This is a genomic window from Streptomyces sp. NPDC001135, from assembly GCF_053598395.1.
The window spans coordinates 124,724-149,092 of sequence record NZ_JBSFKD010000004.1 but is presented as its reverse complement, the minus strand read 5'-3'; the positions used below and the strand labels follow the sequence as shown (position 1 = coordinate 149,092).

The window sequence follows — 24,369 nt, the reverse complement described above, 5'->3', positions numbered from 1 at the left end:
GACATGTGTGGCATCGCAGGCACGTACCGGTGGCCGGACGGGAAGGCCGTGACCGACCGGCTCACCGACACCCTCGCCCACCGCGGCCCGGACGGGGCGGGCCGGTACAGCCATTCCGCCGGTGACGGTGAAGTCCACCTGGGGCACCGCCGGTTGGCCATCATCGACCTGTCCGGGACCGGCGCCCAGCCGATGGTCTCGGGTGGTCTCGCCCTGACGTACAACGGCGAGCTGTACAACGCGCCCGAGCTGCGTGCCGAACTGGCGGCCGCCGGGGTCCGCTTCCGCGGTACCTCCGACACCGAGGTGCTCCTCGAGGCCTGGCGGCGCTGGGGCACGGACTGCCTGCCCCGGCTGCGCGGCATGTTCGCGTTCGGCGTCTTCGACGAGCGGACCGGTGACCTGGTGCTCGCCCGCGACCAGCTGGGCATCAAGCCGCTGTTCCTGCTCCGGCGCGGCGAGGGTCTGGTGTTCGCCTCCGAGCTCAAGGCGCTCGCCGCCGCGACCGGCGGGTCGCTGGAGGTGGACCACGCGGCGCTGGTGGCCTCGCTGCTCTACTACTGGGTGCCGGACTCGCGCTGCGCGTTCCGCGAAGCCGAGAAGCTGCCGCCGGGGAGCTGGCTCAGGTGCCGGGCCGACGGCCGGGTGGAGCGCGGCCGGTTCTGGGACCTGAAGGAGGTCGCCGCCGAGGGCCGGGAGCGGGCCCGGGCCGGCGAGCGGCCGGACCTGGCCGCCGTCGTCGAGGAGTCGACGCGGCGCCACCTGCTCTCCGACGTACCCGTGGCGACCTTCCTCTCCGGCGGCCTCGACTCCAGCTATCTGACCGCGCTGGCGGCCCGCCACCAACCCGGGATCTCCGCCTACACGATCGGGTTCCGCGCCGAGGACGCCAGGTTCGAGGCGATGCCGGACGACCTGCGCTACGCCCGGCGGGTGGCCGAGCGGTTCGGTGTCGACCTGCACGAGATCGAGATCGCCCCGAACGTGCTCGACCTGCTGCCGCAGATGACGTACCACCTGGACGAGCCGATCGGCGACCCCGCCGCGATCAACACGTTCCTGATCTGTTCGGCCGCCCGGGAGGCCGGGGTCAAGGTGATGCTCTCGGGGATGGGCGCCGACGAACTGTTCGCCGGGTACCGCAAACACCTGGCCAACCTGCTCGCCCTGCGCTACCAACGCGTCCCGCGGCCCCTGCGGCGCGGCCTGTCGGCGGCGGTGGGCCGGCTGCCGGTCGCCACGTCCCGCCGGGGGTACCGGTCGGTGCGCTTCGCGAAGCGGTTCCTCTCCTTCGCGGATCTGCCGGAGGAGACGGCGTTCCGGCGCAGCTACACCATGTACGACCAGGACGAGCTGCTCGCCCTGGTCGATCCGGACCTGGCCCGCGCGGTCGAGGACGTGCTGACCGAGCACGCGGACATCTACCAGGACAACGACCTCGACGACTTCGTCAACCGCATGTGCCTGGGCGACACCCGGATGTTCCTGCCGGGCCTGAACCTCACGTACACGGACCGCTCCAGCATGGCCGCGTCGACCGAGGTGCGGGTGCCGTACGTGGACGTCGAGGTGGTCGAGGCGGCGTTCGCCGTGCCCGGCGAACGCAAGATCGTCGGACGGCAGGGCAAGGCCGTCCTCAAGGAGGCGGCCACCTCGATCCTGCCCCGGGAGATCGTGTACCGGCCCAAGGGCCTGTTCAGCGCCCCGCTGCGCGCCTGGATGAGCCGGGAACTGGCACCGCTGGTGCGCGAGGTGGTCAACGACGGCGAACTCGTGCGCTCCGGGTTCCTGCGCCGCGACGCGCTGGCGCGGATGGTCGCCGAGGACGCCGCCGGGCAGCAGGACTTCTCCAAGCATCTGTGGCATGTGCTGACCCTCGAGTACTGGTATCGCGACGCGACCTCTGGGTCCGGCCAGAGCACTCGGTTGACGGCTTAGGAATTCAGAGGAGTTCGGGTGAAACAGGTTGTGCAGAACTACAAGAGCGGCGAGCTGGCGGTGCTCGACGTGCCGGTGCCGGGGTGCAAGCCGGGAGGTGTGCTGGTCCGCAGCGCCTTCTCGCTGATATCCACCGGGACCGAGCTCATGAAGGTGTCCGAGGCCGGCATGTCGATGCTGGGCAAGGCCCGCTCCCGGCCGGACCAGGTGGCCAAGGTCATGCAGAGCGTCGCCACCAACGGGGTGCCCGCCACCTACCGCAAGGTGATGGGCAAGCTGGACTCCTACACGCCGCTGGGCTACTCGCTGTGCGGGGTGGTCGAGCAGGTCGGCGCCGGGATCGACGATGTGAAGGCCGGCGACCTCGTGGCCTGCGCCGGCAACGAGCACGCGTTGCACGCCGAGCTGAACTGGGTGCCGAAGAACCTCTGCACCCCGGTGCCGGACGGCCTGGCGCCGCGGCACGCGGCCTTCGGCACCGTCGGGTCGATCGCGCTGCAGGGCGTCCGCCAGGGTGAGCCGCAGCTCGGCGAAGTGGCCCTCGTCATCGGCCTCGGCCTGATCGGGCAGCTGGTGGTGCAGCTCCTCGCCGCTTCCGGGGTCCGCGTCGTCGGGGCCGACCCCGACCCGGTGCGCTGCGAGCTCGCCGAACGCCTGGGCGCGGCGGCCTGCGGCGATCCCGCGTCCGCGGCCGTGGAGGCCGCCGTCGCCGAGCTCACCGGCGGCCACGGCGTGGACCAGGTGTACCTGGCCGCCGGCGGCGGCAGCAACCAACCCGTCGAGCTGGCCGCCAAGTTGAGCCGGGACCGCGGCCGGGTGGTCGACATCGGCAAGTGCCGCCTGGACCTGCCCTGGAACGCGTACTACGAGAAGGAGCTCGACGTCCGGTTCTCCCGCAGTTACGGCCCTGGGCGCTACGACCCGGGGTACGAACTCGAGGGCCGGGACTACCCGATCGGATACGTGCGCTGGACCGAGCGCCGCAACCTGGCGTGCTTCCTCGACCTCCTCGCCCGCGGCAGCGTCGACGTGGAGCCACTGATCTCCCACGTCGCCGACTTCGATGACGCCGTCGAGACGTACCAGAGCCTGAAGGACGGCGACCTGAAGGCCGTGGCCGTGCTGTTCCGGTACCCCGGACAGGCGCCGCGGGCGGAGGCGGAGGCCCCGGCAGTGGCCGTGCCCGCCGTGAACGTGAAGCGGAGTCCGGCCCGGGCCGCCACGTCCCCGGTGCGGCTCGCGTTCGTCGGCGCGGGGAACTACGCGACGTCAATGCTGCTGCCGCACCTGGCACAGCGCGACGGTGTCGAGTTGTCGACCGTCGTCACCACGACGGCGCTGTCCGCGGCCAACGCGCAGCGGAAGTTCGGCTTCGCCGAGGCGACCACCGATCTCGACGCCGTGCTCGGTGACAAGTCCATCGACGCGGTGTTCGTGGTCACCCGGCACAGCTCGCACGCCGACCTGACCCGCAGGGCACTGCTGGCCGGCAAGACCGTGTTCGTGGAGAAGCCCCTCGCGCTCACCGAGGACGAACTGGCCGGCGTACTCGCGGCGGTGGAGGAGTCCGGCAACGACCGGCTGCAGGTCGGCTTCAACCGCCGGTTCGCGCCGCTGCTGCAGGAGGCCAGGAAGCGGTTCGGCACCCGGACCGGTCCGGCGAACCTGCGCTACCTGGTCAACGCGGGACGCCTCGACCACGGCAGCTGGTACCTCCAACAGGGCTCCGAGGGTTCAAGGTTCGTGGGCGAGGGCGGGCACTTCATCGACACGGCGAGCTGGCTGCTCGACGCCGACCCGGTGTCCGTGTACGCCACCGCCCCGTCCGGCAACGAGGACCTCCAGGTCGTGCTGCGCTACCCCGACGGGTCCACCGCCACCATCAGCTACGTCACCTCCGGCCCCTCCGGCTTCCCGAAGGAGACGCTCGACCTGATCGCGGACGGCCGTGCACTGCGGCTCGACGACTTCGTCCGTGCCACGGTCCACGGCCACAAGAGGTGGGTCAGTTCACGGCTGCCCAAGGCCCGCGACAAGGGCCAGAACGCCGAACTGGCCGCGTTCGTCAAGGCCGTGCGGACCGGCGGGCCGATGCCGGTGCCCCTGGAGTCGCTGGTCGCCACCACGGCGGCCACCCTCGCCGTGCAGGCCGGCCTGGCGAGCGGCGCCCCGGTGACGCTGGCGAGGGCGCGATGACCATGAGCGCGGGCTGGTACCTGCGGCGGCTGTCCCGGATGGGACCGCAGGAGGTCGCGGGCCGGGTGGGCGACGCGGTGCGCAGGCGGCGGTGGCGGTCGGCGCGGCCCGACTGCCCGAGCGTGACCGGCGCCCGGTTCACCGCGGTACTGCCCGCCGGGACCGTCACCGCGTTACCTCCCGACGCCGTGAAACGCCTCGTCGCCGAGGCCGACCGGCTGATGTACGGGCACGCGGAGTATTTCGGGGTGGTCCGCGACGACCTGACCGACCCGGACTGGTGGTGCGACCCGAAGACCGGGCGCCGGGCTCCCTGGGGCTACGCCTTCGACGTGCCGTACCGGAACGAGGACGCGGTCGGGGACATCAAGCAGATCTGGGAGCTGTCCCGGCACCAGTACCTCACCCGGCTCGCCGCCGCCTATGCGGTCACCGGGAACGAGCGGTACGCCGAGCGCGTGGCCGAGCACCTGCGGTCGTGGTGGGCGGCCAACCCACCACTGCGCGGCGTGCACTGGATCAGCGGCATCGAGCTGGGTATCCGGCTCCTGTCCTGGGTGTGGGTCCGCCGGCTGCTCGACGGCTGGCCGGGCGCGGCCGAGCTGTTCGAGGGCAACCCGGTGGCGCTGAACCAGATCTGGCACCACCAGCGCTGGCTGGCCGCCTTCCCCAGCCGGGGGTCATCGGCGAACAACCACGTCATCGCCGAGGCCGCCGGGCAGTTCGCCGCGGCCTGCGCCTTCGGCTGGTTCCCCTCCTCGGCGCGCTGGCGGGCCGGCGCGCTGCGGTTGCTCGAGCGGCACCTGCGCGGCAACACCTTCGGCTCCGGCCTCAACCGCGAACTGGCCACCGAGTACCACGGGCTGGTGCTGGAGCTCGGCCTGGCCGCGGTGGCCGAGGCGGATGCCGCGGGCGTGCCGGTCCCGGCGTCGATCCGGCTGGTGCTGCTGCGGATGACCGACGCGCTCGCGGCGGTCGTGGACAACCGGCTGCGACCGCCGCGCCAGGGCGACGCGGACGACGGGCACGGTCTCGTCCTCGACGGCGCGGGCACCGACCGCTGGGCCTCGCTGCTGGCCACCGGGGACGCCGTGTTCGGCCGGCTCGCCTGGTGGCCGGCGGTGACCGGGACCGATGTGCGCACCCCGCTCCTCGCCGCGCTCATCAAGCCCACCGAACTGTCCGTGGCCCGCCCGGCAAGCCGACCGGCTCACTTCGCCGACGCGGGCATGACGATCCTGCGCGGTCCGGAGGAGATCTGGTGCCGCTGCGACGGCGGTCCGCACGGCTTCCTGTCCATCGCCGCGCACGCCCACGCGGACGCGCTGTCCGTGGAGGTCCGGCACGACGGGGTCGACGTGCTCGCCGACCCGGGAACGTACTGCTACCACGGCCAGCCCGAGTGGCGGCAGTACTTCCGGTCGACCCTCGGCCACAACACCCTGCAACTCGACGGCGGTGACCAGTCCGTCTCCGGCGGCCCGTTCCTGTGGACCCGGCATGCCCACAGCCGCGTCCTGGTCGCGGACCCGTCCGACGGGGGCGTGGCGCGTTGGTGTGCCGAGCACGACGGTTACCAGGGCTCCGTGCACCGCCGGCGGGTGGAGTTGACGGCCGCGAGCCAGGAGCTGAAGGTGGTCGACGAGGTACGCGGCCCGGGGCGGGCCGTGCGGCTGGCGTTCCACCTCGGCCCGGCGATCGCCGCGGACCTGGTGGGGAACCGGGCCGTGCTCACCTGGATCCGGGACGGCGAGGGACGCTCCGCGGTGCTCGACCTGCCCGGAAAGCTGAGCTGGCGGGCGCACCGCGGCGAGAGTGACCCGCCGCTGGGCTGGTACTCCGCCGGGTTCGGGCGCAAGGAACCCGCCACCACGCTGGTCGGCACCGGCTTCGCCGACGGCGCGGAGGGTTTCACCACCGTGCTCAGGTTCCGCGGCTAGGGGGGCGCGTGGGGATCAAGAGGCGGCACCGGGCATGGGCGGCTGCACCACTGGCGCTGGCCCTGCTGGCGGTGACCGGCTGTGAGGGCGAGCCGGACGCCCGGCCGGCGTCGACCGCTGCGCCGGCCGTGTCCGGGGCACCCTCCGCGTCCGTGGCCCGGGTGTGCGCCAAGCCCGCGGCCGGGCCCGCGAAGGCTCCGGCGGGCGCGGTGACGGTCGACCCCGCGGTGGTGGGTGACCTGGCGGCGAAGACCAAGAGCAGCCCCCCGCACACCACGTTCTGGCTTCGACCCGGCACGCACCGACTCGCCCCGGACCGCTATGCCCAGGTCGTCCCCAAGGAGGGGGACCGCTACCTCGGTGCGCCGGGCGCGGTGCTCGACGGCCGGAAGAAGAACCAGTACGCGTTCGCCGGTACCGCCCGCAACGTCACCATCCGCTATCTGACCGTGCAGGGTTTCGTCGCGCCGCAGAACGAGGGCGTGGTCAACCACGACTCGGCCGACGGCTGGGTGATCGAGCACGCGACGATCCAGCGCAACTCCGGTGCCGGGCTGATGGCCGGTGCCCGCCAGCGGGTCCGCGCCAGCTGCCTGCGCGGCAACGGACAGTACGGAATGAACGCGTACAAGACCGGCGGCCGTATCAGCGACCTGGTGGTCGAGGGCAACGAGATCGTGGGCAACAACACCGGTGACTGGGAGCGGCGGCGAAAGGGCTGCGGCTGCACCGGAGGCGTCAAGTTCTGGGACGTCAACGGCGCCGAGGTGCGCGGCAACTGGGTGCACGACAACCGCGGAACAGGGTTGTGGGCGGACACCGACAACAACGACTTCCGCATCGAGGACAACGTGCTCGAGGGCAACGACGGTGCCGCGCTGATCTACGAGACCAGCTACAACGCGGTCATCCGGAACAACACGATCCGGCGGAACAACTGGGTCGAGGGTCGCCAGGCAGCCGACCGCGGCGACAGTTTCCCGTTCGCGACCGTCTACCTGTCCGAGTCCGGTGGCGAACCACGGGTCAAAGCCCGGACCGACAAGATCGAGATCTACCGGAACGTGCTGGAGAACAACTGGTCCGGGATCACCCTGTGGGAGAACGCCGACCGGTTCTGCAACAGCCCGGCCAACACGTCGTCCGGTGACTGCACCCTGCTGGTGCGCAACACCGACCGCTGCGCGAAGCCGGCGATCGCCAAGGCACCGCTCTACGCCGACTGCCGCTGGAAGACCCAACGGGTGGACATCCACGACAACCGCTTCGTGCTGGACGAGTCCGTCGTCAAGTGCACGGAGAAGTGCGACCGCATGGCGGTCCTCGCCAACTACGGCACCTATCCGGACTGGTCGCCGTACCACGGCGAGGGGGTGGCCGAGGCCATCACCAGCGAACAGCACAACCGCTGGCACGACAACGTCTACCTCGGGCCGTGGAAGTTCGTCGCCCACGACCCGAGCCGGGTCCTCGACTTCGAGCAGTGGCAGGGCACGCCGTACCAGCAGGACGCGGGCAGCACCCTCGCCCCAGGGGCCGGTGGTTGAGATGAGCGCAGACCTGCGACGCGAGGGGCTGCCGGGCGGACCGGCCACGGCGGGCACGCGGCCCGGTACCGAACCGCGCCCGGCCGGCACACCGAAGATCGTCGGGCTCGTCTGGGGGCTGCTGGTCCTCAACACCCTCGGCTCGGCCGGGGCGAAGACCATCGTCCCGCTGCCCCGCTCCCTCATCCAGATGGTCACCATGGGCGCGCTGACCGCCGCGTTCGCGCTGGCGCTCGCGGTCAATCTCCGGCTGCGCGTCCGAGCCAGTGCGTACGTGTTCCTGCTCACCCTGCTACTGGTGACGAGCGTGATCTCCAGCGCGCACCTGGAGTCGGGGTTCGGCGCGCTGTTCCGCTGCTTCCGGCTGGCTCTCTTCGTCGGCACGCTGTGGCTGCTCAGCCGCTGGTGGGACGGCGGCCTGACGTTCGTCCGGCACCACATCCGGATGTACTTCGCGGTCCTCGGGTCGGTGGCCGCCGGCCTGGTCGTCTCACCGGGCGCGGCCCTGCCCGATCTCTACGGCGGGCGCCTGGTCGGCGCGTTGTGGCCGCTGACCCCGCCGCAGATCGGGCAGTACGCCGCGGTGATCATCGGGCTCACCGTGCTGCTCGTCCTGGGTCGCCGGACCGACCGGGCCGGCGCGGCGGTGATCATCGTGCCGTCCCTCGTCCTGCTCGCGCTGACCCATACCCGGACGGCCACGCTCGGCCTGTTCATGGGGCTGGCGTTGGCGATCGGCTCGCTCCTCCTCACCAGCGCCGCGGCCCGCCGCTTCTTCACCTGGGCGGTGTTGTGCGCCACGGTGGCCGCGGTGGGGTTCGCCTCCGTGCTCCAGGCGTGGTTCCTGCGCGGGCAGAGCAAGGAGAACTTCTCCAGCCTCACCGGTCGGGCCAAGGTCTGGGACGCCCTGCTGGCTGCGCCCCGGACGACCGGGGAGAAGGTGTTCGGCGTGGGGCTGGGCGACAAGTCGTTCGGCGGGCTGCCGATCGACAACAGCTGGCTGGCCGTCTACAACGAGCAGGGCCTGGTCGGTGTCACCCTTGTCGCGGCGGTCATCGTCGTGCTGGGCGGTGTCGCGTTGCTGCGGCCACCGTCGCTGCAGCGGGCCTGCGCGATCTTCCTGATCAGCTACTGCGCGATCGCGTCGTACACCGAGGCCGGCCTGGGCGACGCCTCGCCGTATCTGCTGCATCTGGCCCTGGCCGCCTCGCTGTTGGCAACCCCTGCCGGGGACACCCCCCTCGCGCCGCCCGACGTCCCTCGACGACACGTCCCGCGCTGGGCCCGGACAACGGAGGTGACGTGAGCATGCACGTCCTCGTGGTGCACAACCGCTACGCCTCGGCGCAGCCGAGCGGGGAGAACAAGGTCGTCGACCAGGAGGTGGAGCTGCTGCGCGCGGCCGGCCACCGGGTCGAGGTGTTCGAGCGGCGCAGCGACGACATCGCCGGCCGGTCCCTGCCGGGCAAGGTCGCGGTGCCGCTGCTCGTGCCGTGGAACCCGGCGGTCCGCAGGGAACTCGCCGCCCGGCTCCGCGCCGAGCGGCCCGACATCGTCCACGTCCACAACGTGTTCCCGCTCCTGTCGCCCGCGGTCCTCGCCGCCTGCGCAGACGCCGGCGTGCCCGCCGTCGCCACGCTGCACAACTACACCCAGGTCTGCCCTCCCGGCACGCTGCAGCGGGACGGCCGGCCGTGCGCCGAGTGCGTCGGGTCGACGCCACTGCCGGCCGTCCGCCACGGCTGCTACCGGGACTCCCGCCTCGCGACGGTGCCGCTCGCGGTCAGCCTGTCGGTCAACCGGCGGCGGTGGTGGTCCGGCGTGGAGCGCTTCTTCTGCATTTCCCGGGCGCAGCGCGAGGTCCTGGTGCGGGCCGGGATGCCGGCGGAGCGGCTGGCGGTCAAGCACAACTTCGTGCCCGATCCGGGCACCTGCCGAGTGGGCGAGGGCGAGCATCTGCTCTATCTCGGCCGGCTCGCGGAGGCCAAGGGCGTACGGCTGCTCATGGCCGCGTGGGACGAGGTCGCGGTGAGCGGCGGTGTGGGCGTGCCGCTCGTGATCGCCGGCGCGGGGCCGCTGGAGGGCGAGGTGACCGCCTGGGCGGCGGGCCGGGACGACGTGCGCTACGTCGGCCTGTTGGACCCGGCGGAGTGCCGGAAGGCGGTCGCGCGGTCGGTCGCCGTGGTGGCTCCCTCGACGTGGCTGGAGGCGTTCGGCCTGGTGGTCGTGGAGGCGATGGCGGCGGGAGTCCCGGTCGTCGCCGCCGGCCACGGCGCCTTCGTCGAACTCGTCGAGGACGGGGTCACCGGGCTGCTGCACCGGCCGGGCGAGTCCGCCTCGCTCGCGTCCTGCATGCGCCGGATCGCGGCCGGGCCGGACCTGGGCCGGGAGATGGGCCAGGCGGCCCGGCGCCGTTACGAGCGGGGTTTCAGCCCGGCCGTCGGCCTGGAGCGCCTGGTGGAGGAGTACCGCACCGCGATCGCGGGTCGGACGGAATCAATGGGGGGCAGTAGATGACACGATGCCGACTCTGTGGCTCGGCGGCTCTGGCGAGCGTCGTCGACCTTGGGGCGACGCCACCGTGTGAGAGCTTTCTCGCCGCGGACCAACTGGACCAGCCGGAACCGGCGTACCCGCTGCACCTGCGGGTGTGCACCGACTGCTGGCTGGCGCAGATTCCGCCGCTGATCACGCCGGAGGAGACGTTCAAGGAGTACGCGTACTTCTCCTCGTACTCCACCTCCTGGGTGGAGCACGCGCGTACGTTCGTCGCCGACGCCGTACAGCGCCTTGATCTCGGCCCCGACGCCTTCGTGGTCGAGGTCGCGAGCAACGACGGGTACCTGCTGCGGCACCTGGTGGAGCGGGGGATCCGCTGCCTGGGCATCGAGCCGTCGGTGAACGTCGGCGCCGCGGCGCGGGACGCGGGGGTACCCACGCTCACGGAGTTCCTGGACCCGGCCACCGGCGCCGCCGTCCGCGAAGAGCACGGCCCGGCGGACCTGGTCGTGGCCAACAACGTGTACGCGCACATCCCCGACGTGGTCGGGTTCACCCAGGGGCTGCGCGCCCTGGTCGCCGACGACGGCTGGGTCTCCGTCGAGGTGCAGCACCTGCTGACCCTGATCGAGGAGAACCAGTACGACACGATCTACCACGAGCACTTCCAGTACTACACGGTCGCGTCCGCGATCCGGGCCCTCGCCAGCGGCGGACTCGCCCTCGTGGACGTCGAGTTGCTGCCCACGCACGGCGGCTCCATCCGGCTGTGGGCCCGGCCGGCCGAGGTGGCCGGCGAGCCGAGCCGGCGGGTGGCCGACGTGCTGGCCCGGGAGGAGGCCGCCGGGCTGCAGGAGCTGTCCGGGTACACCGAGTTCTCCGCCCGGGTGGCCAAGGTGCGCCGGGACCTCCTCAGGTTCCTCATCGAGGCGGCCGAGCGCGGCGAGACGGTCGTCGGCTACGGCGCCCCGGGCAAGGGCAACACCCTGCTCAACCACTGCGGCGTCCGGCCCGACCTGCTCCCGTACACGGTCGACCGCAACCCCTACAAGCACGGCCGGTTCACCCCGGGCACCCGCATCCCGATCCTGCCGCCCGAGCAGATCGCCGCCGACAAGCCGGACTACGTGCTCGTCCTCCCGTGGAACCTGCGGGCCGAGCTGGTCGAGCAGCTGTCCTTCGTGCACGACTGGGGCGGCCGGCTGGTCTTTCCCATCCCGGAACTGAGCATGGTCGAGGTCCCGTCCCGAAAGGTCACAGCATGAAGGTCGTCCTGTTCTGCGGCGGTTACGGGATGCGGATGCGGAGCGGTGCCGCAGACGACGTGCCCAAGCCGATGGCGATGGTCGGCCCGAGGCCGCTGATCTGGCACGTCATGCGCTACTACGCGCACTTCGGGCACACGGAGTTCATCCTGTGCCTCGGGTACGGGGCCCACCACATCAAGGACTTCTTCCTCAACTACGAGGAAACGACGTCCAACGACTTCGTGCTGCGGGGCGGGCGGACCGAGCTGCTGTCCACCGACATCTCGGACTGGACGATCACGTTCGCGCAGACCGGCATCGAGTCACCGATCGGGGAACGGCTGCGCCGGGTGCGGCACCACTTGGACGGTGACGAGATGTTCCTCGCCAACTACGCCGACGTCCTCACCGACGCCCCGCTGCCGGAGATGATCGACCGGTTCGCCGGGCGCGACGCGGGTGCGTCGATGATGGTGGTGCCGCCGCAGTCGTCGTTCCACTGCGTGGAGTTGGGCGAGAACGGCCTGGTGGGTGGCATCACCGCGGTGAGCGAACTGCCGCTGTGGGAGAACGGCGGCTACTTCGTGCTCCGCCAGGAGGTCTTCGACCACATTCCGGAGAACGGGGACCTGGTCGCCGACGGATGTGCCCGACTGGCCAAGCGCGGCCGGCTGGTGGCGCACCAGCACCGCGGCTTCTGGAAGCCGACCGACACCGTCAAGGAGCGGGCCGCGCTCGACGCCGCCTACGCCCGGGGCGAGCGCCCGTGGGCCGTGTGGGAACGGGACAACGCCGGGGTGGGCGCGTGATCCGCCTCAAGGCCGGGCCCCTGGAGCGGGTCGTCGCCGTGGGCGCGCACTGCGACGACATCGCCATCGGCGCGGGCGGCACGCTGCTCACGATGTGCCGGGCGCGGCCGGGGCTGCGCGTCGACGCCCTGGTGCTCTCCGGTGGCGGCACCGAGCGCGAGCAGGAGGAACGGGCCGCGCTCGCCGCCTTCTGCCCGGACGCCGAACTGCGCCTGACCGTACTCAAGTTGCCGGACGGCCGGATGCCCGTGCACTGGGACGAGGCCAAGGCCGCGGTCGAGGAACTGCGCGGACAGACCGATCCGGATCTGATCCTGGCCCCGCGCACCGACGACGCCCACCAGGACCACCGCGGTCTGGCGCGGCTGATCCCGACCGCGTTCCGCGACCATCTCGTGCTCGGCTACGAGATCGTCAAGTGGGACGGCGACCTCGGCCGTCCGTCGGCGTACCAGCCGCTGGCGCCCGGGACCGCCGAACAGAAGGTGCGGCTGCTGCAGGAGCACTACCCCTCGCAGCGGCACCGGCCCTGGTACGACCGCGAGGCCTTCCTCGGCCTCGCGCGGATCCGCGGCATCGAATGCCACACGCGCTACGCCGAGGCGTTCGCCGTCACCAAATGCACGCTTCACCTGGGAGATTGAACCTTGCGCGTACTGCTCACCGGACACCAGGGCTACCTGGGCACCGTGATGGCCCCCGTCCTCACGGCCGCCGGACACGAAGTCGTCGGCCTCGACGCCGGACTCTTCGCCGACTGCGTCCTCGGCCCGGACCCCGCCGACCCGTCGGGGCACCGGGTCGACCTGCGTGACATCACGGCCGAACACGTGGCCGGGGTGGACGCAGTGATCCACCTGGCCGCGCTCTCCAATGACCCGCTGGGATCGCTGGCCCCCGAGCTCACCTACGACATCAACCACCACGCGTCCGTGCGCCTGGCCCGACTGGCCCGCGACGCCGGGGTGCGCCGCTTCCTGTACGCGTCGACCTGCTCCGTCTACGGGGCTGCCGGGGGCGACGACTTGGTGGCCGAGGACGCTCCGCTGCGTCCCGTGACGCCGTACGCGGAGTCCAAGGTGCGGGTGGAGGACGACCTGCACGCGCTGGCCGACGGAGACTTCACCCCGGTGTTCATGCGCAACGCCACCGCCTTCGGCTACTCGCCCCGGCTGCGCGCCGACATCGTGCTGAACAACCTGGTGGGCCACGCGCTCCTGTCCGGCGAGGTGCTGGTGCTCTCCGACGGCACGCCCTGGCGTCCGCTGGTGCACGCAGCCGACATCGCACGGGCCTTCATGGCGGCACTGACGGCACCTCAGGAAGCGGTCCACGACCGGGCGTTCAACATCGGCAGCGAGGTCAACAACGTCACGGTCGCCGAGATCGCCGAGCAGGTCGCCGAGGCGGTGTCCGGCGCGAAGGTGAGGATCACCGGGGAGAACGGCGCCGATCCACGGTCGTACCGGGTGGACTTCTCCCGGTTCCGTGCCGCGGTTCCCGGCTTCGAGTGCGAGTGGACGGTGAAGCGGGGTGCGCTCGAACTGGCCGCCGCCTACCGGGAGTTCGGGTTGACCCGCGAGGACTTCGAGCAGCGCTTCACCCGTCTTGCCGTGCTGCGCGCGGCGTCCGACGCCGGCACCGTCGACGACACCCTGCGGTGGCGCCGGTGACCGCGGCTGGCGACGAGATGTACGCACTGGTGGAACGGCTGTACCCGCTGTGCCGGAGCATCACCGGCGACGGTGTGCGCGCCACCCTGGACATCGTCGGCGAGTACGTCCCGCTGCAGGTGCACGAGGTGTCGACCGGGACGCAGGTGCTCGACTGGACGGTGCCGCAGGAGTGGAACATCCGGGACGCGTACGTCGCCGACGCCGCCGGCAACCGGGTCGTCGACTTCGCCGCGTCCAGCCTGCACGTGCTCGGTTACAGCGTGCCGGTGTCGAGGACCATGCCGCTGTCCGAGCTGCGCCCGCACCTGCACACCCTGCCGGACCACCCGGCCTGGGTGCCGTACCGCACCAGTTACTACAAGCCGGAATGGGGGTTCTGCCTGGCCCAGGAGACCCTGGACGCGCTGCCGGACGGGGAGTACGAGGTCCGCATCGACTCCACCCTCGCCGACGGCCACCTCACCTACGCCGAGCATGTGATCGCCGGTCAGGTCCCCGATGAGGTCATCGTCTCCTGCCATGTCTGCCACCCGTCGCTGGCCAACGACAACCTGGCGGGCATCGCGGTGGCGGTGTTCCTGGCCCGGGCGCTGGCGGAGCACACGCCGTACCACACCTACCGGTTCCTCTTCGCGCCCGGCACCATCGGGGCGATCACCTGGCTGGCCCGCAACGCGGAGCGGGTGGAACGGGTCAAGCACGGGCTGGTGCTGGCCTGCGCGGGCGACCCGGGCTCGCTGACGTACAAGCAGAGCAGGCGCGGCGACGCGGAGATCGACCGGGTGATGCGGCATGTGCTGGCCGCCTCTCAACGCCCGCACCGGGTCACCGAGTTCACCCCGTACGGTTACGACGAGCGGCAGTTCTGCTCGCCGGGGTTCGACCTCGGCGTGGGCTCGCTCACCCGGACCCCGTACGCGGGCTATCCCGAGTACCACACCTCGGCGGACAACCTGGACTTCGTCTCGCCGCAGGCGATGGCGGACACCCTTGCCGTCTGCCGCGAGGCGTTCGACGTCCTGGACCGCAACCGTCGGTACGTCAACCTCAGCCCCTACGGCGAACCGCAGCTGGGCCGACGCGGGTTGTACGACGCGCTCGGCGGGCGCAGCGACACCAAGCAGGCCCAGATGGCCATGCTGTGGGTGCTCAACCTCTCCGACGGCGGGAACAGTCTGCTCGACGTCGCCGAGCGGTCCCGGCTGCCGTTCGACACCGTCGCCGACGCGGCCGGCGCCCTGCACGAGGCCGGGTTGATCAAGACATGACGTCGATGCCCGTCGAGGGGGAGAACGCGCAGACAACGGCGCCACCGGCCGGATCCGCCAAGCGGGCCCTGGTCGGCCGGCTGTCGTGGGGACTGGCCGACCAGGCGGCTTCCAGCATCAGCAACTTCGCGGTGGGCGTCTACGTGGCCCGCTCGCTGGGGGTGACCGCGTTCGGCGTGTTCAGCCTGGCCTGGGTGACCTACGGCGTGGTGCTCAACGTCTCCCGCGGCCTGGCCACCGATCCGCTCGTGGTGCGCTTCAGCGGCGTGCCGGAAGCCTCCTGGCGCGGGGCGGTGGCCCGTTCGACGGGTACGGCACTCGGCGTGGGCGCGGTCATCGGCGCGGTGTGTCTGGTGGCCGGTCCGGCCCTCGGCGGCCGCGTGGGCCCCGCGTTCGCCTGCCTCGGTGTCATGCTGCCGGGGCTGCTCCTGCAGGACGCCTGGCGGTTCTCGTTCTTCGCCGCCGGCACCGGGCGGAAGGCGTTCGTCAACGACGTCGTGTGGGGCGTCGCGCTCGTCCCGGCCATGATCGTGGCGGCCCGCGTGGGCAGCGTGGCCGCCTTCGTGCTCGCCTGGGGCGCGTCCGCCACGGTGGCGGCGGGGTACGGCTGTCTCCAGTCCGGCATCCGGCCCCGGGTGACCGAGGCGCGCGGCTGGCTGCGCGAGCAGCGCGACCTCGGCTACCGGTACCTCGTCGAGAACGTCAGCCTCAGCGGCGCCAGCCAGCTGCGGGCGTACGGGCTCGGCGCGATCGTCGGGCTCGGCGCGGTGGGCGCGGTGCGCGGCGCCGAGCTCCTGCTCGGCCCGTTCCTCGCCGTACTGATGGGCCTTTCGCTGGTCACCGTCCCGGAGGCGGCACGGGTGCTGCGGCGGGCCCCGCACCGCCTCGGCTCGTTCTGCCTCCTGCTGGGTGGCGGGCAGGCCGCCGGCGCGCTGCTGTGGGGCGGGGCGCTGCTGCTGATGCCCAACCGGCTCGGCGCGTTCGTGCTCGGCGCCGTCTGGCACTCCTCCTCGCAGCTCATCGTGATGGTCACCCTCGGTGTCGCGGGCGCGGGCCTCGGCACCGGCGCGGCGGCCGGGCTGCGCGCACTCGGCGCGGCCCGGCGCAGCCTGCGCTCCCAGCTGTTCGCCTCGGCCTGCTACGTCGGCGGTGGGCTCGGCGGGGCGGCCGTCGCCGGCACGGCCGGCTCGGCCTGGGGCGTCGCCGCCGCGACCGTCGGCGGCTCGGCCGTGTGGTGGCTGCAGCTGCGGTCCGCCCTGCGCGAGCACCACCACCCCATCCCCGAAGTGAGGACCTCATGACCGACCGACCCAGGCTGAGCATCGGCCTGCCCGTCTACAACGGCGAGGAGTACCTGGCGGAATCGCTCGACGCCCTGCTCGGCCAGACCTACGAGGACTTCGAGCTGGTCATCTCCGACAACGCCTCGACCGACGGGACCGAGGACATCTGCCGCAAGTACGTCGCGCAGGACTCCCGCATCCGGTACATCCGGCTCCCCAGGAACGTCGGCGCCACCCCGAACCACAACTACGTGTTCACCCGGTGCCGCGGCGAGCTGTTCAAGTGGGCCTCGCACGACGACCTGTACGCCCGGGATCTGCTGCGGCGCTGCGTCGAGGCGCTGGACGAGCGGCCGGACGTGATCCTCGCCCACGCCGACCAGGCGGTCATCGACGGCGACGGCCAGGTGAAGGTCCCCTACGAGTACACGCTCGCCACCGGATCACCGCACGCGCCGGAGCGCTTCCGCAGCATGCTGTTCGAGCCCGGCGGCGACGACTTCTACGGGGTGATCCGGGCCGACGTGCTGCGCCGGGTGCGGCCGATGGACAGCTACCACCACGCCGACCGCACCTTCGTCGCCGAGATCGCCCTGCACGGGCGCTTCCACCAGGTGCCGGAGCTGCTGTACTTCCGCCGCGACCACCCCACCCGCGCCGAGCGGGCGAACCCCTCCAAGCGCTCCCGGTGCGTCAACCTGGACCCGCGCCGGGCGGGCCTGCTGCACCCGACGCCCCGGCTGCTCGCCGAGTACGTCTGGGGTTTCGTCGCGGCGATCCGGCATGCGCCGTTGTCCGCGGCCGACCGGCGCACGTGCCACCGCCACCTGGCCGCGTGGATGACCAGCCGGGTCCGGCCGGGCGCCGGTGAGCGGGTCGAGGACCGCGCCCCGGTCGACCCGGCCGAGCTCACCGTCTCCGTCGACGCGCTCGTCGCCGGACGTGAGGGGAGGCGGGCATGACGTCAGCGGGCAGGGCTTCGGTGCGCGTCGGGGTGTTCGGCCTGCTCGGCTCCGGCAACCTCGGCAACGACGGGTCGCTCGAGGCCGTCCTTGGCTACCTGCGCGCCGAGCACCCGGAGGCGGTCGTGGACGCGCTGTGCGGAGGGCCCGAGGCCGTGACGGCCAAGTTCGGGATCCCCGCGACACGGCTGCACTGGAACCGCGCGGAGTACCGGACCGCGTCCCGTGCGGGCGCCATCGCGTCGAAGGGCCTCGGCAAACTCGTCGACGTCTTCCGCACCGCCGCCTGGGTGCGCCGGCACGACGTGGTGATCGTGCCCGGCATGGGCGTCCTGGAGGCCACGCTGCCGCTGCGGCCGTGGGGCTTCCCGTACGCGCTGTTCCTGCTCTGCGCGAGCGGCCGGCTGCTGGGCACCCGGGTCGCGCTGGTCAGCGTCGGCGCCGCCGAGATCCAGAGCCGCCCGACCCGGGCCCTGGTGCGCTGGTCGGCTCGGCTGGCCGCGTACCGGTCGTACCGCGACGGCCAGTCCCGCGACGCGATGCGGGCGATGGGCGTGAACACCGCACGCGACGAGGTCTACCCCGACCTCGCCTTCTCCCTGCCGACCCCAGCGGCGAGCGCGCCCACCGGGACGCCGGGTCCCGTCTGCCTCGGCGTCATGGACTTCCACGGCGGAAACGACGACCGCGCCCGGGCCGACGAGATCTACCGGCGCTACCTCGACGGGACGATTCGGTTCGTGCGCACGCTGGTCGAGGAGGGCAGACCGGTCCGGCTCCTCACCGGCGACCAGTGCGATCTGTCGGTGGTCGCCGCCATCCTCGACGCGGTCGACTCGCCGCTGGTCACCGCGGCCGAACCGGCCTCACTGGCCGACCTGATGAACGAGATGGCGGCCGCCGACACCGTGGTGGCCGTCCGCTACCACAACCTGATCTGCGCGCTGAAGACCGGAACACCCGTGCTCGCCCTGTGCTACGCGGCCAAGAGCGAAGCGCTCATGGGCCGGATGGGCCTGGGCGCGTACTGCCACCCGGCACGCGAGGTCGACGCCGACCGGCTGCTCGAACAGTTCCGGGACCTGGAGAAGCACGCGGCGGAGCTGCGGCAGACCCTCACCGAGCGAAACCGGGTCGCCGCACGGCAACTCACCGAGCAGTTCACCGCCTTGACCACGACCCTGTTCCCCGCGAACGCCCACGCCCACGCACCACGGAAGGCTCCATGAAAGCGACCGAAGTTCCGGAGATCACCGGCGCATACCTGTTCGAGCCGACCCCGTACGCCGACGAGCGCGGCTTCTTCTGCCGCACCTTCGACGCCGACGTGGTCCGCTCCGTGGGCCTCGACCCGCACGCCTTCGTCCAGGACAGCGTCTCCCGCTCGGTCCGGGGCGTACTGCGCGGCCTGCACCTGCGCTCCGGCGCCGGCGAGGCCAAGCTGGTGCGGTGCTCGTACGGAAGGGTCTTCGACGTCGTCGTGGACCTGCGGCCGGACTCACCGACGTACCTGGGCCGGGCCTTCTTCGAGCTGTCGGGCGAGACGCAGGCGACCCTGTACATCCCGGCGGGGTGCGCGCACGGCTTCCAGGCGCTGACCGAGACCGCCGACACCTCGTACCGGATCGACCGCCCGCACGATCCGGCCGAGGACGTGACGATCGCCTTCGACGACCCGGAGCTGGGCATCCCCTGGCCGCTGCCGGTCACATCGATGTCCCGGCGGGACCGGGAGGCGCCGAGCCTCGCCGAGGTCCTGATACGAAAGGAGAGGTGAGGTCGGCGTGGGCACCGAACACTCCGAAGGGACCGAGGAGTTCTCCCTCCCCCGGTCGCGGCTGGCGAACGAGCGGCTGCACGCCCTGATCCCCGGGGGCGCGCACACCTACGCCAAGGGCGACGACCAGTACCCCGAGAACCTGGCCCCGGTCATCAGCCACGGACGCGGTGCCCACGTGTGGGACGTCGACGGCAACCGCTACATCGAGTACGGCTCCGGCCTGCGCTCGGTCAGCCTCGGCCACGCCCACCCACGCGTGATCGAGGCGGTGCGGCGGGAGCTCGACCGCGGCAGCAACTTCGTCCGGCCGTCCGTCGTGGAGGTCGAAGCCGCGGAACGCTTCCTGGCCACGGTACCGACCGCCGAGATGGTGAAGTTCGCGAAGAACGGCTCCGACGCCACCACCGCCGCGGTACGCCTCGCCCGCGCCGCCACCGGGCGCCCGCGGGTGGCCATCTGCGCCGACCACCCGTTCTTCTCCGTCGACGACTGGTTCATCGGCACCACGCCGATGTCCGCGGGTGTTCCGGCGGCGACCACGGAACTCACCGTGGCGTTCCCTTACGGGGACCTGGCCGCCACGGAGGAGCTGCTCACCCGCTACCAGGACGAGGTCGCCTGCCTGATCCTCGAACCCGCCACCCACACCGAGCCGCCGCCCGGGTACCTCGCCGGCCTGCGCGAGCTGGCCGACCGGTACGGCTGTGTACTGATCTTCGACGAGATGATCACCGGCTTCCGCTGGTCCGAGGCGGGCGCCCAGGGCCTGTACGGCGTCGTCCCCGACCTCTCCACGTTCGGCAAGGCGCTGGGCAACGGATTCGCCGTCTCCGCGCTGGCCGGGCGCCGCGATCTGATGGAGCGGGGCGGGCTGCGTCACCCCGGCGAGCGGGTGTTCCTGCTGTCCACCACGCACGGTGCGGAAACGCACTCGCTGGCCGCCGCGATGGCCGTGCTCACCACGTACGTCGAGGAGGGCGTCACCGCGCGGCTGCACGCCCTCGGCGAGCGGTTGGCCGCCGGTGTCCGCGACGCCGCGGCCGGTATGGGCGTCGGCGACCACATCGTCGTCCGGGGCCGCGCCAGCAACCTGGTCTTCGCCACCCTCGACGAGAACCGGCAGCCGTCGCAGCAGTACCGGACCCTGTTCCTGCGCCGGCTCCTCGCGGGCGGGGTGCTCGCCCCGTCGTTCGTGGTGAGCAGCGCGCTCGACGACGCGGACATCGACCACACCGTCGACGTGGTGGCCCGGGCCTGTGCGGTGTACCGGAAGGCACTGGACGCCGCCGACCCCACCCCCTGGCTCGCCGGACGACCGGTGAAGCCCGTCTTCCGCCGCTTGGCATGAGGTGACCTCACGTCAGCGACGCCCCGGCCGACGGGCGTCGGCCATCCGGTCGACCAGTGTGTCAGCCATCCGGTCGACCAGCCACGAGGTCGCCGGTGTCACCGCCAACGCGGTGCACCAGCCGCCGAGGACGTCGGTCGGATAGTGCGCGCCCAGGGCGACCTGCGCCCATCCCATCACGGCGCCGCCCACCAGCGCCGCGGCGAGCACGAGTGAGGTGCCGGCCGTCCCGCCGAGGCCGAGCCGGCCGGTCGCGAGCAGCGCCACGATCAGGGCGAGGGCCGTGAAGAAGGCGGTGTGCCCACTCGGGTAGGACAGGTTGCCGTCGCCGTGGATGGTGCGTCCCACCAGATGCTTGAGCAGCGTCGCCGTCCCCACGGCCATGGCGGCGCCGGCGACGACGAGCACCGCCGCGCGAGGACGCCGAAGCAGCAGGCAGCCCGTCACGGCGGCCACGAGCAGCATCGCCGCTCCTGCGGGTTCCCCCAGGAAGTCCAGGGCCAGAGCGACAGACCTCCAGGGCGGCCGCACACTGTCCGCCGTCGGCGGGATGATCCACCTGTCCACCCTGCCGGGCTCGCTGTGGCCGGCGTACAGGAACCCGAGCAGGGCGACCACCAGCGCGGCGAGGGCCCCGACCGGCCCGAGCCACGCGCGCAGCGGCCGGGGCGGCACCGCGGGTGCCGGACGGCCGGTCACACGCCCACCGTGCCCGGTCGGCCTGCGGTGCTGTGCCATGATCGGTAGATGGTGTGCAGGATCTTGACTCCTTGAGGCAGGGTGACGGTACGGCCCTTCAGCCGGCCGGTGGTCAGCCATGGATCAACGGCTTCCTGTCCCCAAAAACTACCCGCTGCCGCCCGCCGACAGGGCCGGGATCGTCCGGCTCGGCCCGCGCGGGAGCCGTCAGCCATCGGTCTGCCCCAGGACTCAGGCCGTGGAACCCGACGCCCCCGCAGCGTCATGCGTCGGCCCGCCCGTCACACGACGGAAAATACCGGGCAGTCAGCTGATCACCGCGAGGGCGTCATGGCTCGGAAGAATCGAGATCAGACCTCTTCGACATCCGTGAAGAGGAGCCGCACACCGCCAGTCGCCAGCTCGAAGGCCTTGGCGACAAACGCCGATGCCTCTGCGGTCGTTACGGCCCTGCTGGCCGCGTCGTAGTCGGCGAAGTACAAGTCGAGTACGCGATAGGCCGGCGTCGCGCTGCCGTCCTCCTTCGGCCAGACCTTCGCGCTCTCGATCCGCTGGACTCCGGGGATCTTCTGCGCCAGATCGATCTGCTCGTGGTGACCGGCCTCGAAGGCCTCAGGGGACTTCGGGTTCTCGTAGATTGCCGTGATCTTCGTCGGCATCATTCTCTCCTCGCGTCGCGAGCCCTACTGGGCTTTCCACTTCGCATTGTCGGGGATCGTTTTGTCCGGCACTCGGACCTGGATGATGGATGGACTGTTCGAGTTCTTCAGCGCGCCCGCCACGGCATCGCTCAGCTCTCCGTACGTGCCGACCTCCCACCCCCTGCAGCCGAACACCTCGGACAGGAGGCTGTAATTCCACCGGTGCAGGATGCACGGTTTGTAGAACGGCTTGTCGGCGTGGAACACCGATGCATCAGCGAGCCACTGCTCCACGGCGTAGACGCCGTTGTCGATGACGAAGATGATCGGATTGAGCTTGAAGCGAGTCTGTGTCGAGAGACATTGGGCGGTCATCTGGAAGCCGCCGTCCCCCGTGAAGACCATGACCCTTTGGTCGGGGCGCTTCGCCAGGCAGATACCCGTCGCAGCCGCCGCGCCATACCCGATCGACGAGTACGACGACTGAACGACGAACCCGCCCGGTCCCGGGACATCCAGCAGCAGGCTCCCGAAGTAGTTCATGCTCGCATCGGCGCCTACGATGGTCTTCCTGTCGATGTACTGCTGGATGAAGTTGTAGAACCCCTGGTACGTGATCACATCCGACGGACGCACGACCGGCGCGCAACGCGCCGACTTCTCCGGCGCCTTCCGCACTCTGGGCGTAAGTTTTTCCGCCAGTATGCCGTCCAGCAGATGCTCCAACGCGACCTGCGCGCCGAAGTACGTTCCGCACTTGACCGCGTCGAACGACGCGAATGCGGTCTTGTCGTAGTCCGGCTCCCAGCCCAGCGAGTTGATGTCGGTCAGCCACACGCCGAGGGCCAGTACGAAATCAGCCGCGCCGGCCAGATCCGTAACGGAGGAAGCTGACGCCTGGCCGTCGAGTACGCCGGCAAACAGCGCATCATCCTCGGACAGGACGGACTTACTGAGGAGTTCCGTGACGAACGGGACGTTCAGTTGCTGGATCAGGCTCATGGCCTTGTCCTGCAGGCCGAACCGGTCGATCTCCACACCAACCCAGATGAGCGGGTTCTCGGCGCTTTCAAGCTTTGCGCAGATCTGTGCGACCGACTGTTCCAGGCTGGTCTCGTCCGACAAGGTCCTGGCCGGCTTCAGAACGCCCCTCGGCGGCTCGCATTCCATGTCGACCATGTCCTGGAGCAGCTCGATATAGATCGGACGCCGTTCGGTTATGCACTGGGTGAGCGCATAGTCGATCAGCGTCGGGGCGAGGTCCGGGTTGTCGACGCGTGCCGTGGCGGCCGTAATATGCTCGAACGACTGCATATCCGTTTCGCGTCCGCTGATGAAGTGGTGCGCACTGAAGCCGGTCTGCTCGAAGGTGATGGTCTTCTTTATGCTCGGTGTGCCATTGATCAGCACGAGCGGCACCTTCTCGACGTAGGCACCGGCGACCGCGTTCACGGCACACAAGGCACCTGCGGAGTAGGTCACGCAGAGGGCCCCGATACCCTTCAGCCTCGCGTAACCGTCCGCCGCGTAACCGGCATTCACCTCGTTGACTTCTTCGATGATTTCGATGTTGCTCGGCGTGACGTAGCGGTTCAACCAGTCTATCGAGTAGTCGCCCGCGATGGCGAACAGATGCTCCAGGCCCAGTTGGCGGAGCCGGTCCACCAGATACTGTCCCACGGTGTAGGTCTCGCTCACGGTCTGCATACCTCCGCGGTCAGTAGTCGCTCGCGCCGCCGAACAGCCGGGGCATGTATATGTCGAATATCCCCGGACACTTGCGTTCGGGATACCGCTGGAGCATGAACGCCTTGAAGGCGTCGCCAGCCAACCCGTTGCCGATTGCCTGTCGAGCAGCCGAGAGGTACTCGATGTTGCGAGCGACCTCATTTTTGTCGGCCGGCAGGCCGTGGCCCGGCATGAACAGCTCGTAGTCCGACAGCAGCATTCCCTGGAGCACCCGGATCCAGTGGTCCATGTGCGTCGTCAGATACAGATGGGTGCCGCTGTAGATCAGGTCCTGAGCGAAATACACTCCCAGCTCAGGAAGCCTGATGGTCAGGTGGAAGTCGATTTCGGTTTCTGTCACCCGGTCGAAGACGTACCTGACCCCATCGATCGTCTCGGTGCCGGGGCCGACGGCGTGCTTGGGCACGACTATCTGGTCCGGAGCGAGGTCGCCGAGTTTCCAGTGGTCACTTCTCGAGGCTTCTCCGTGCTCCTGGATGAAGCTCATCGTCTCAGGCAGCGCGTGGATCGCGATGTCGCTGAACGCTGTCCCCACACCGAACCAGTGATCCGGGTGCCGATGGGAAAGGTACAGCCGCTCGATCGGCTTACCGAGGCTGTCCGCGTAGTCCCTGAACGCCTTCGCATAAGGAACGAGAAACTGCCCGTCGACGAGAACCAGCTGGTTCCTGGTCTCGATGATATGCGTGGCGTTCGCGATATTGCTGTACGCGAAGGATGCGACGAAGGTGTGAATACGGACATCGTCCGTCTGCTTCACGACCATGCTGATGGGGTCTGACACCTG

20 protein-coding genes are annotated in these 24,369 nt (G+C 70.9%); 16 read left to right on the top strand and 4 right to left on the bottom strand.

Features of this window, described 5'->3' with window-relative positions:
- The first annotated feature begins 3 nt into the window (after positions 1–3).
- The 16 genes from asnB to ACWC94_RS07685 are packed head-to-tail and all read left to right on the top strand — an operon-like array spanning position 4 to position 20,493.
- A complete protein-coding gene (gene asnB, locus ACWC94_RS07760; protein ID WP_450795484.1) occupies positions 4–1,938 on the top strand; it encodes an asparagine synthase (glutamine-hydrolyzing) in 1,935 nt (644 codons plus the stop codon).
- An 18-nt stretch (positions 1,939–1,956) separates the two neighbouring features.
- A complete protein-coding gene (locus ACWC94_RS07755; protein WP_450795483.1) occupies positions 1,957–4,134 on the top strand; it encodes a bi-domain-containing oxidoreductase in 2,178 nt (725 codons plus the stop codon).
- Positions 4,131–6,074, top strand: a complete 1,944-nt coding sequence (locus tag ACWC94_RS07750) for an alginate lyase family protein (RefSeq protein WP_450795482.1) — start codon at positions 4,131–4,133, stop codon at positions 6,072–6,074. Before ACWC94_RS07755 ends, ACWC94_RS07750 begins: the two co-directional genes overlap by 4 nt.
- 8 nt (positions 6,075–6,082) lie before the next feature.
- Positions 6,083–7,621, top strand: a complete 1,539-nt coding sequence (locus tag ACWC94_RS07745; protein ID WP_450795481.1) for a right-handed parallel beta-helix repeat-containing protein — start codon at positions 6,083–6,085, stop codon at positions 7,619–7,621.
- A gap of 1 nt (position 7,622) precedes the next feature.
- A complete protein-coding gene (locus ACWC94_RS07740) occupies positions 7,623–8,927 on the top strand; it encodes an O-antigen ligase family protein (protein ID WP_450795480.1) in 1,305 nt (434 codons plus the stop codon).
- A gap of 2 nt (positions 8,928–8,929) precedes the next feature.
- On the top strand, positions 8,930–10,138 hold the full coding sequence (locus ACWC94_RS07735; RefSeq protein ID WP_450795658.1) for a glycosyltransferase: 1,209 nt from the start codon (positions 8,930–8,932) through the stop codon (positions 10,136–10,138).
- Positions 10,135–11,385, top strand: a complete 1,251-nt coding sequence (locus ACWC94_RS07730) for a class I SAM-dependent methyltransferase (RefSeq protein ID WP_450795479.1) — start codon at positions 10,135–10,137, stop codon at positions 11,383–11,385. Before ACWC94_RS07735 ends, ACWC94_RS07730 begins: the two co-directional genes overlap by 4 nt.
- The gene (locus ACWC94_RS07725) at positions 11,382–12,176 is read left to right on the top strand and encodes a glucose-1-phosphate cytidylyltransferase (RefSeq protein WP_450795478.1); all 795 of its coding nucleotides are present in this window, start codon (positions 11,382–11,384) and stop codon (positions 12,174–12,176) included. Before ACWC94_RS07730 ends, ACWC94_RS07725 begins: the two co-directional genes overlap by 4 nt.
- Positions 12,173–12,820: a PIG-L deacetylase family protein gene (locus ACWC94_RS07720; RefSeq protein WP_450795477.1), complete on the top strand. Its 648-nt coding sequence runs from the start codon at positions 12,173–12,175 to the stop codon at positions 12,818–12,820. The genes ACWC94_RS07725 and ACWC94_RS07720 overlap by 4 nt, the downstream gene beginning before the upstream one ends.
- 3 nt (positions 12,821–12,823) lie before the next feature.
- A complete protein-coding gene (locus ACWC94_RS07715) occupies positions 12,824–13,849 on the top strand; it encodes an NAD-dependent epimerase/dehydratase family protein (protein ID WP_450795475.1) in 1,026 nt (341 codons plus the stop codon).
- A complete protein-coding gene (locus ACWC94_RS07710; RefSeq protein ID WP_450795474.1) occupies positions 13,837–15,120 on the top strand; it encodes a DUF4910 domain-containing protein in 1,284 nt (427 codons plus the stop codon). Before ACWC94_RS07715 ends, ACWC94_RS07710 begins: the two co-directional genes overlap by 13 nt.
- On the top strand, positions 15,117–16,421 hold the full coding sequence (locus tag ACWC94_RS07705; RefSeq protein WP_450795473.1) for a hypothetical protein: 1,305 nt from the start codon (positions 15,117–15,119) through the stop codon (positions 16,419–16,421). The genes ACWC94_RS07710 and ACWC94_RS07705 overlap by 4 nt, the downstream gene beginning before the upstream one ends.
- Positions 16,418–17,365 (top strand): glycosyltransferase family 2 protein, encoded by a 948-nt coding sequence (locus ACWC94_RS07700; protein ID WP_450795472.1) that lies wholly within the window; start codon positions 16,418–16,420, stop codon positions 17,363–17,365. Before ACWC94_RS07705 ends, ACWC94_RS07700 begins: the two co-directional genes overlap by 4 nt.
- A complete protein-coding gene (locus ACWC94_RS07695; protein ID WP_450795471.1) occupies positions 17,362–18,594 on the top strand; it encodes a polysaccharide pyruvyl transferase family protein in 1,233 nt (410 codons plus the stop codon). Before ACWC94_RS07700 ends, ACWC94_RS07695 begins: the two co-directional genes overlap by 4 nt.
- Positions 18,591–19,142 (top strand): dTDP-4-dehydrorhamnose 3,5-epimerase, encoded by a 552-nt coding sequence (rfbC, locus tag ACWC94_RS07690; RefSeq protein WP_450795469.1) that lies wholly within the window; start codon positions 18,591–18,593, stop codon positions 19,140–19,142. The genes ACWC94_RS07695 and rfbC overlap by 4 nt, the downstream gene beginning before the upstream one ends.
- A 7-nt stretch (positions 19,143–19,149) precedes the next feature.
- Positions 19,150–20,493: a glutamate-1-semialdehyde 2,1-aminomutase gene (locus tag ACWC94_RS07685; RefSeq protein WP_450795467.1), complete on the top strand. Its 1,344-nt coding sequence runs from the start codon at positions 19,150–19,152 to the stop codon at positions 20,491–20,493.
- Positions 20,494–20,505: 12 nt separating this feature from the next.
- Here the strand turns inward: ACWC94_RS07685 and ACWC94_RS07680 are convergent, their stop codons facing one another.
- From ACWC94_RS07680 to ACWC94_RS07665, 4 genes are all read right to left on the bottom strand, one after another.
- On the bottom strand, positions 20,506–21,192 hold the full coding sequence (locus ACWC94_RS07680) for a phosphatase PAP2 family protein (RefSeq protein WP_450795466.1): 687 nt from the start codon (positions 21,190–21,192) through the stop codon (positions 20,506–20,508).
- Positions 21,193–21,542: 350 nt separating this feature from the next.
- Positions 21,543–21,851: an EthD family reductase gene (locus ACWC94_RS07675; protein ID WP_450795465.1), complete on the bottom strand. Its 309-nt coding sequence runs from the start codon at positions 21,849–21,851 to the stop codon at positions 21,543–21,545.
- 24 nt (positions 21,852–21,875) lie between these two features.
- A complete protein-coding gene (locus ACWC94_RS07670; RefSeq protein WP_450795464.1) occupies positions 21,876–23,531 on the bottom strand; it encodes an alpha-keto acid decarboxylase family protein in 1,656 nt (551 codons plus the stop codon).
- Between the two features lie 19 nt (positions 23,532–23,550).
- Positions 23,551–24,366 carry a hypothetical protein gene (locus ACWC94_RS07665; RefSeq protein ID WP_450795463.1) on the bottom strand — a complete coding sequence of 272 codons (816 nt, stop codon included), beginning with the start codon at positions 24,364–24,366 and terminating at the stop codon, positions 23,551–23,553.
- Between the last annotated feature and the right edge of the window lie 3 nt (positions 24,367–24,369).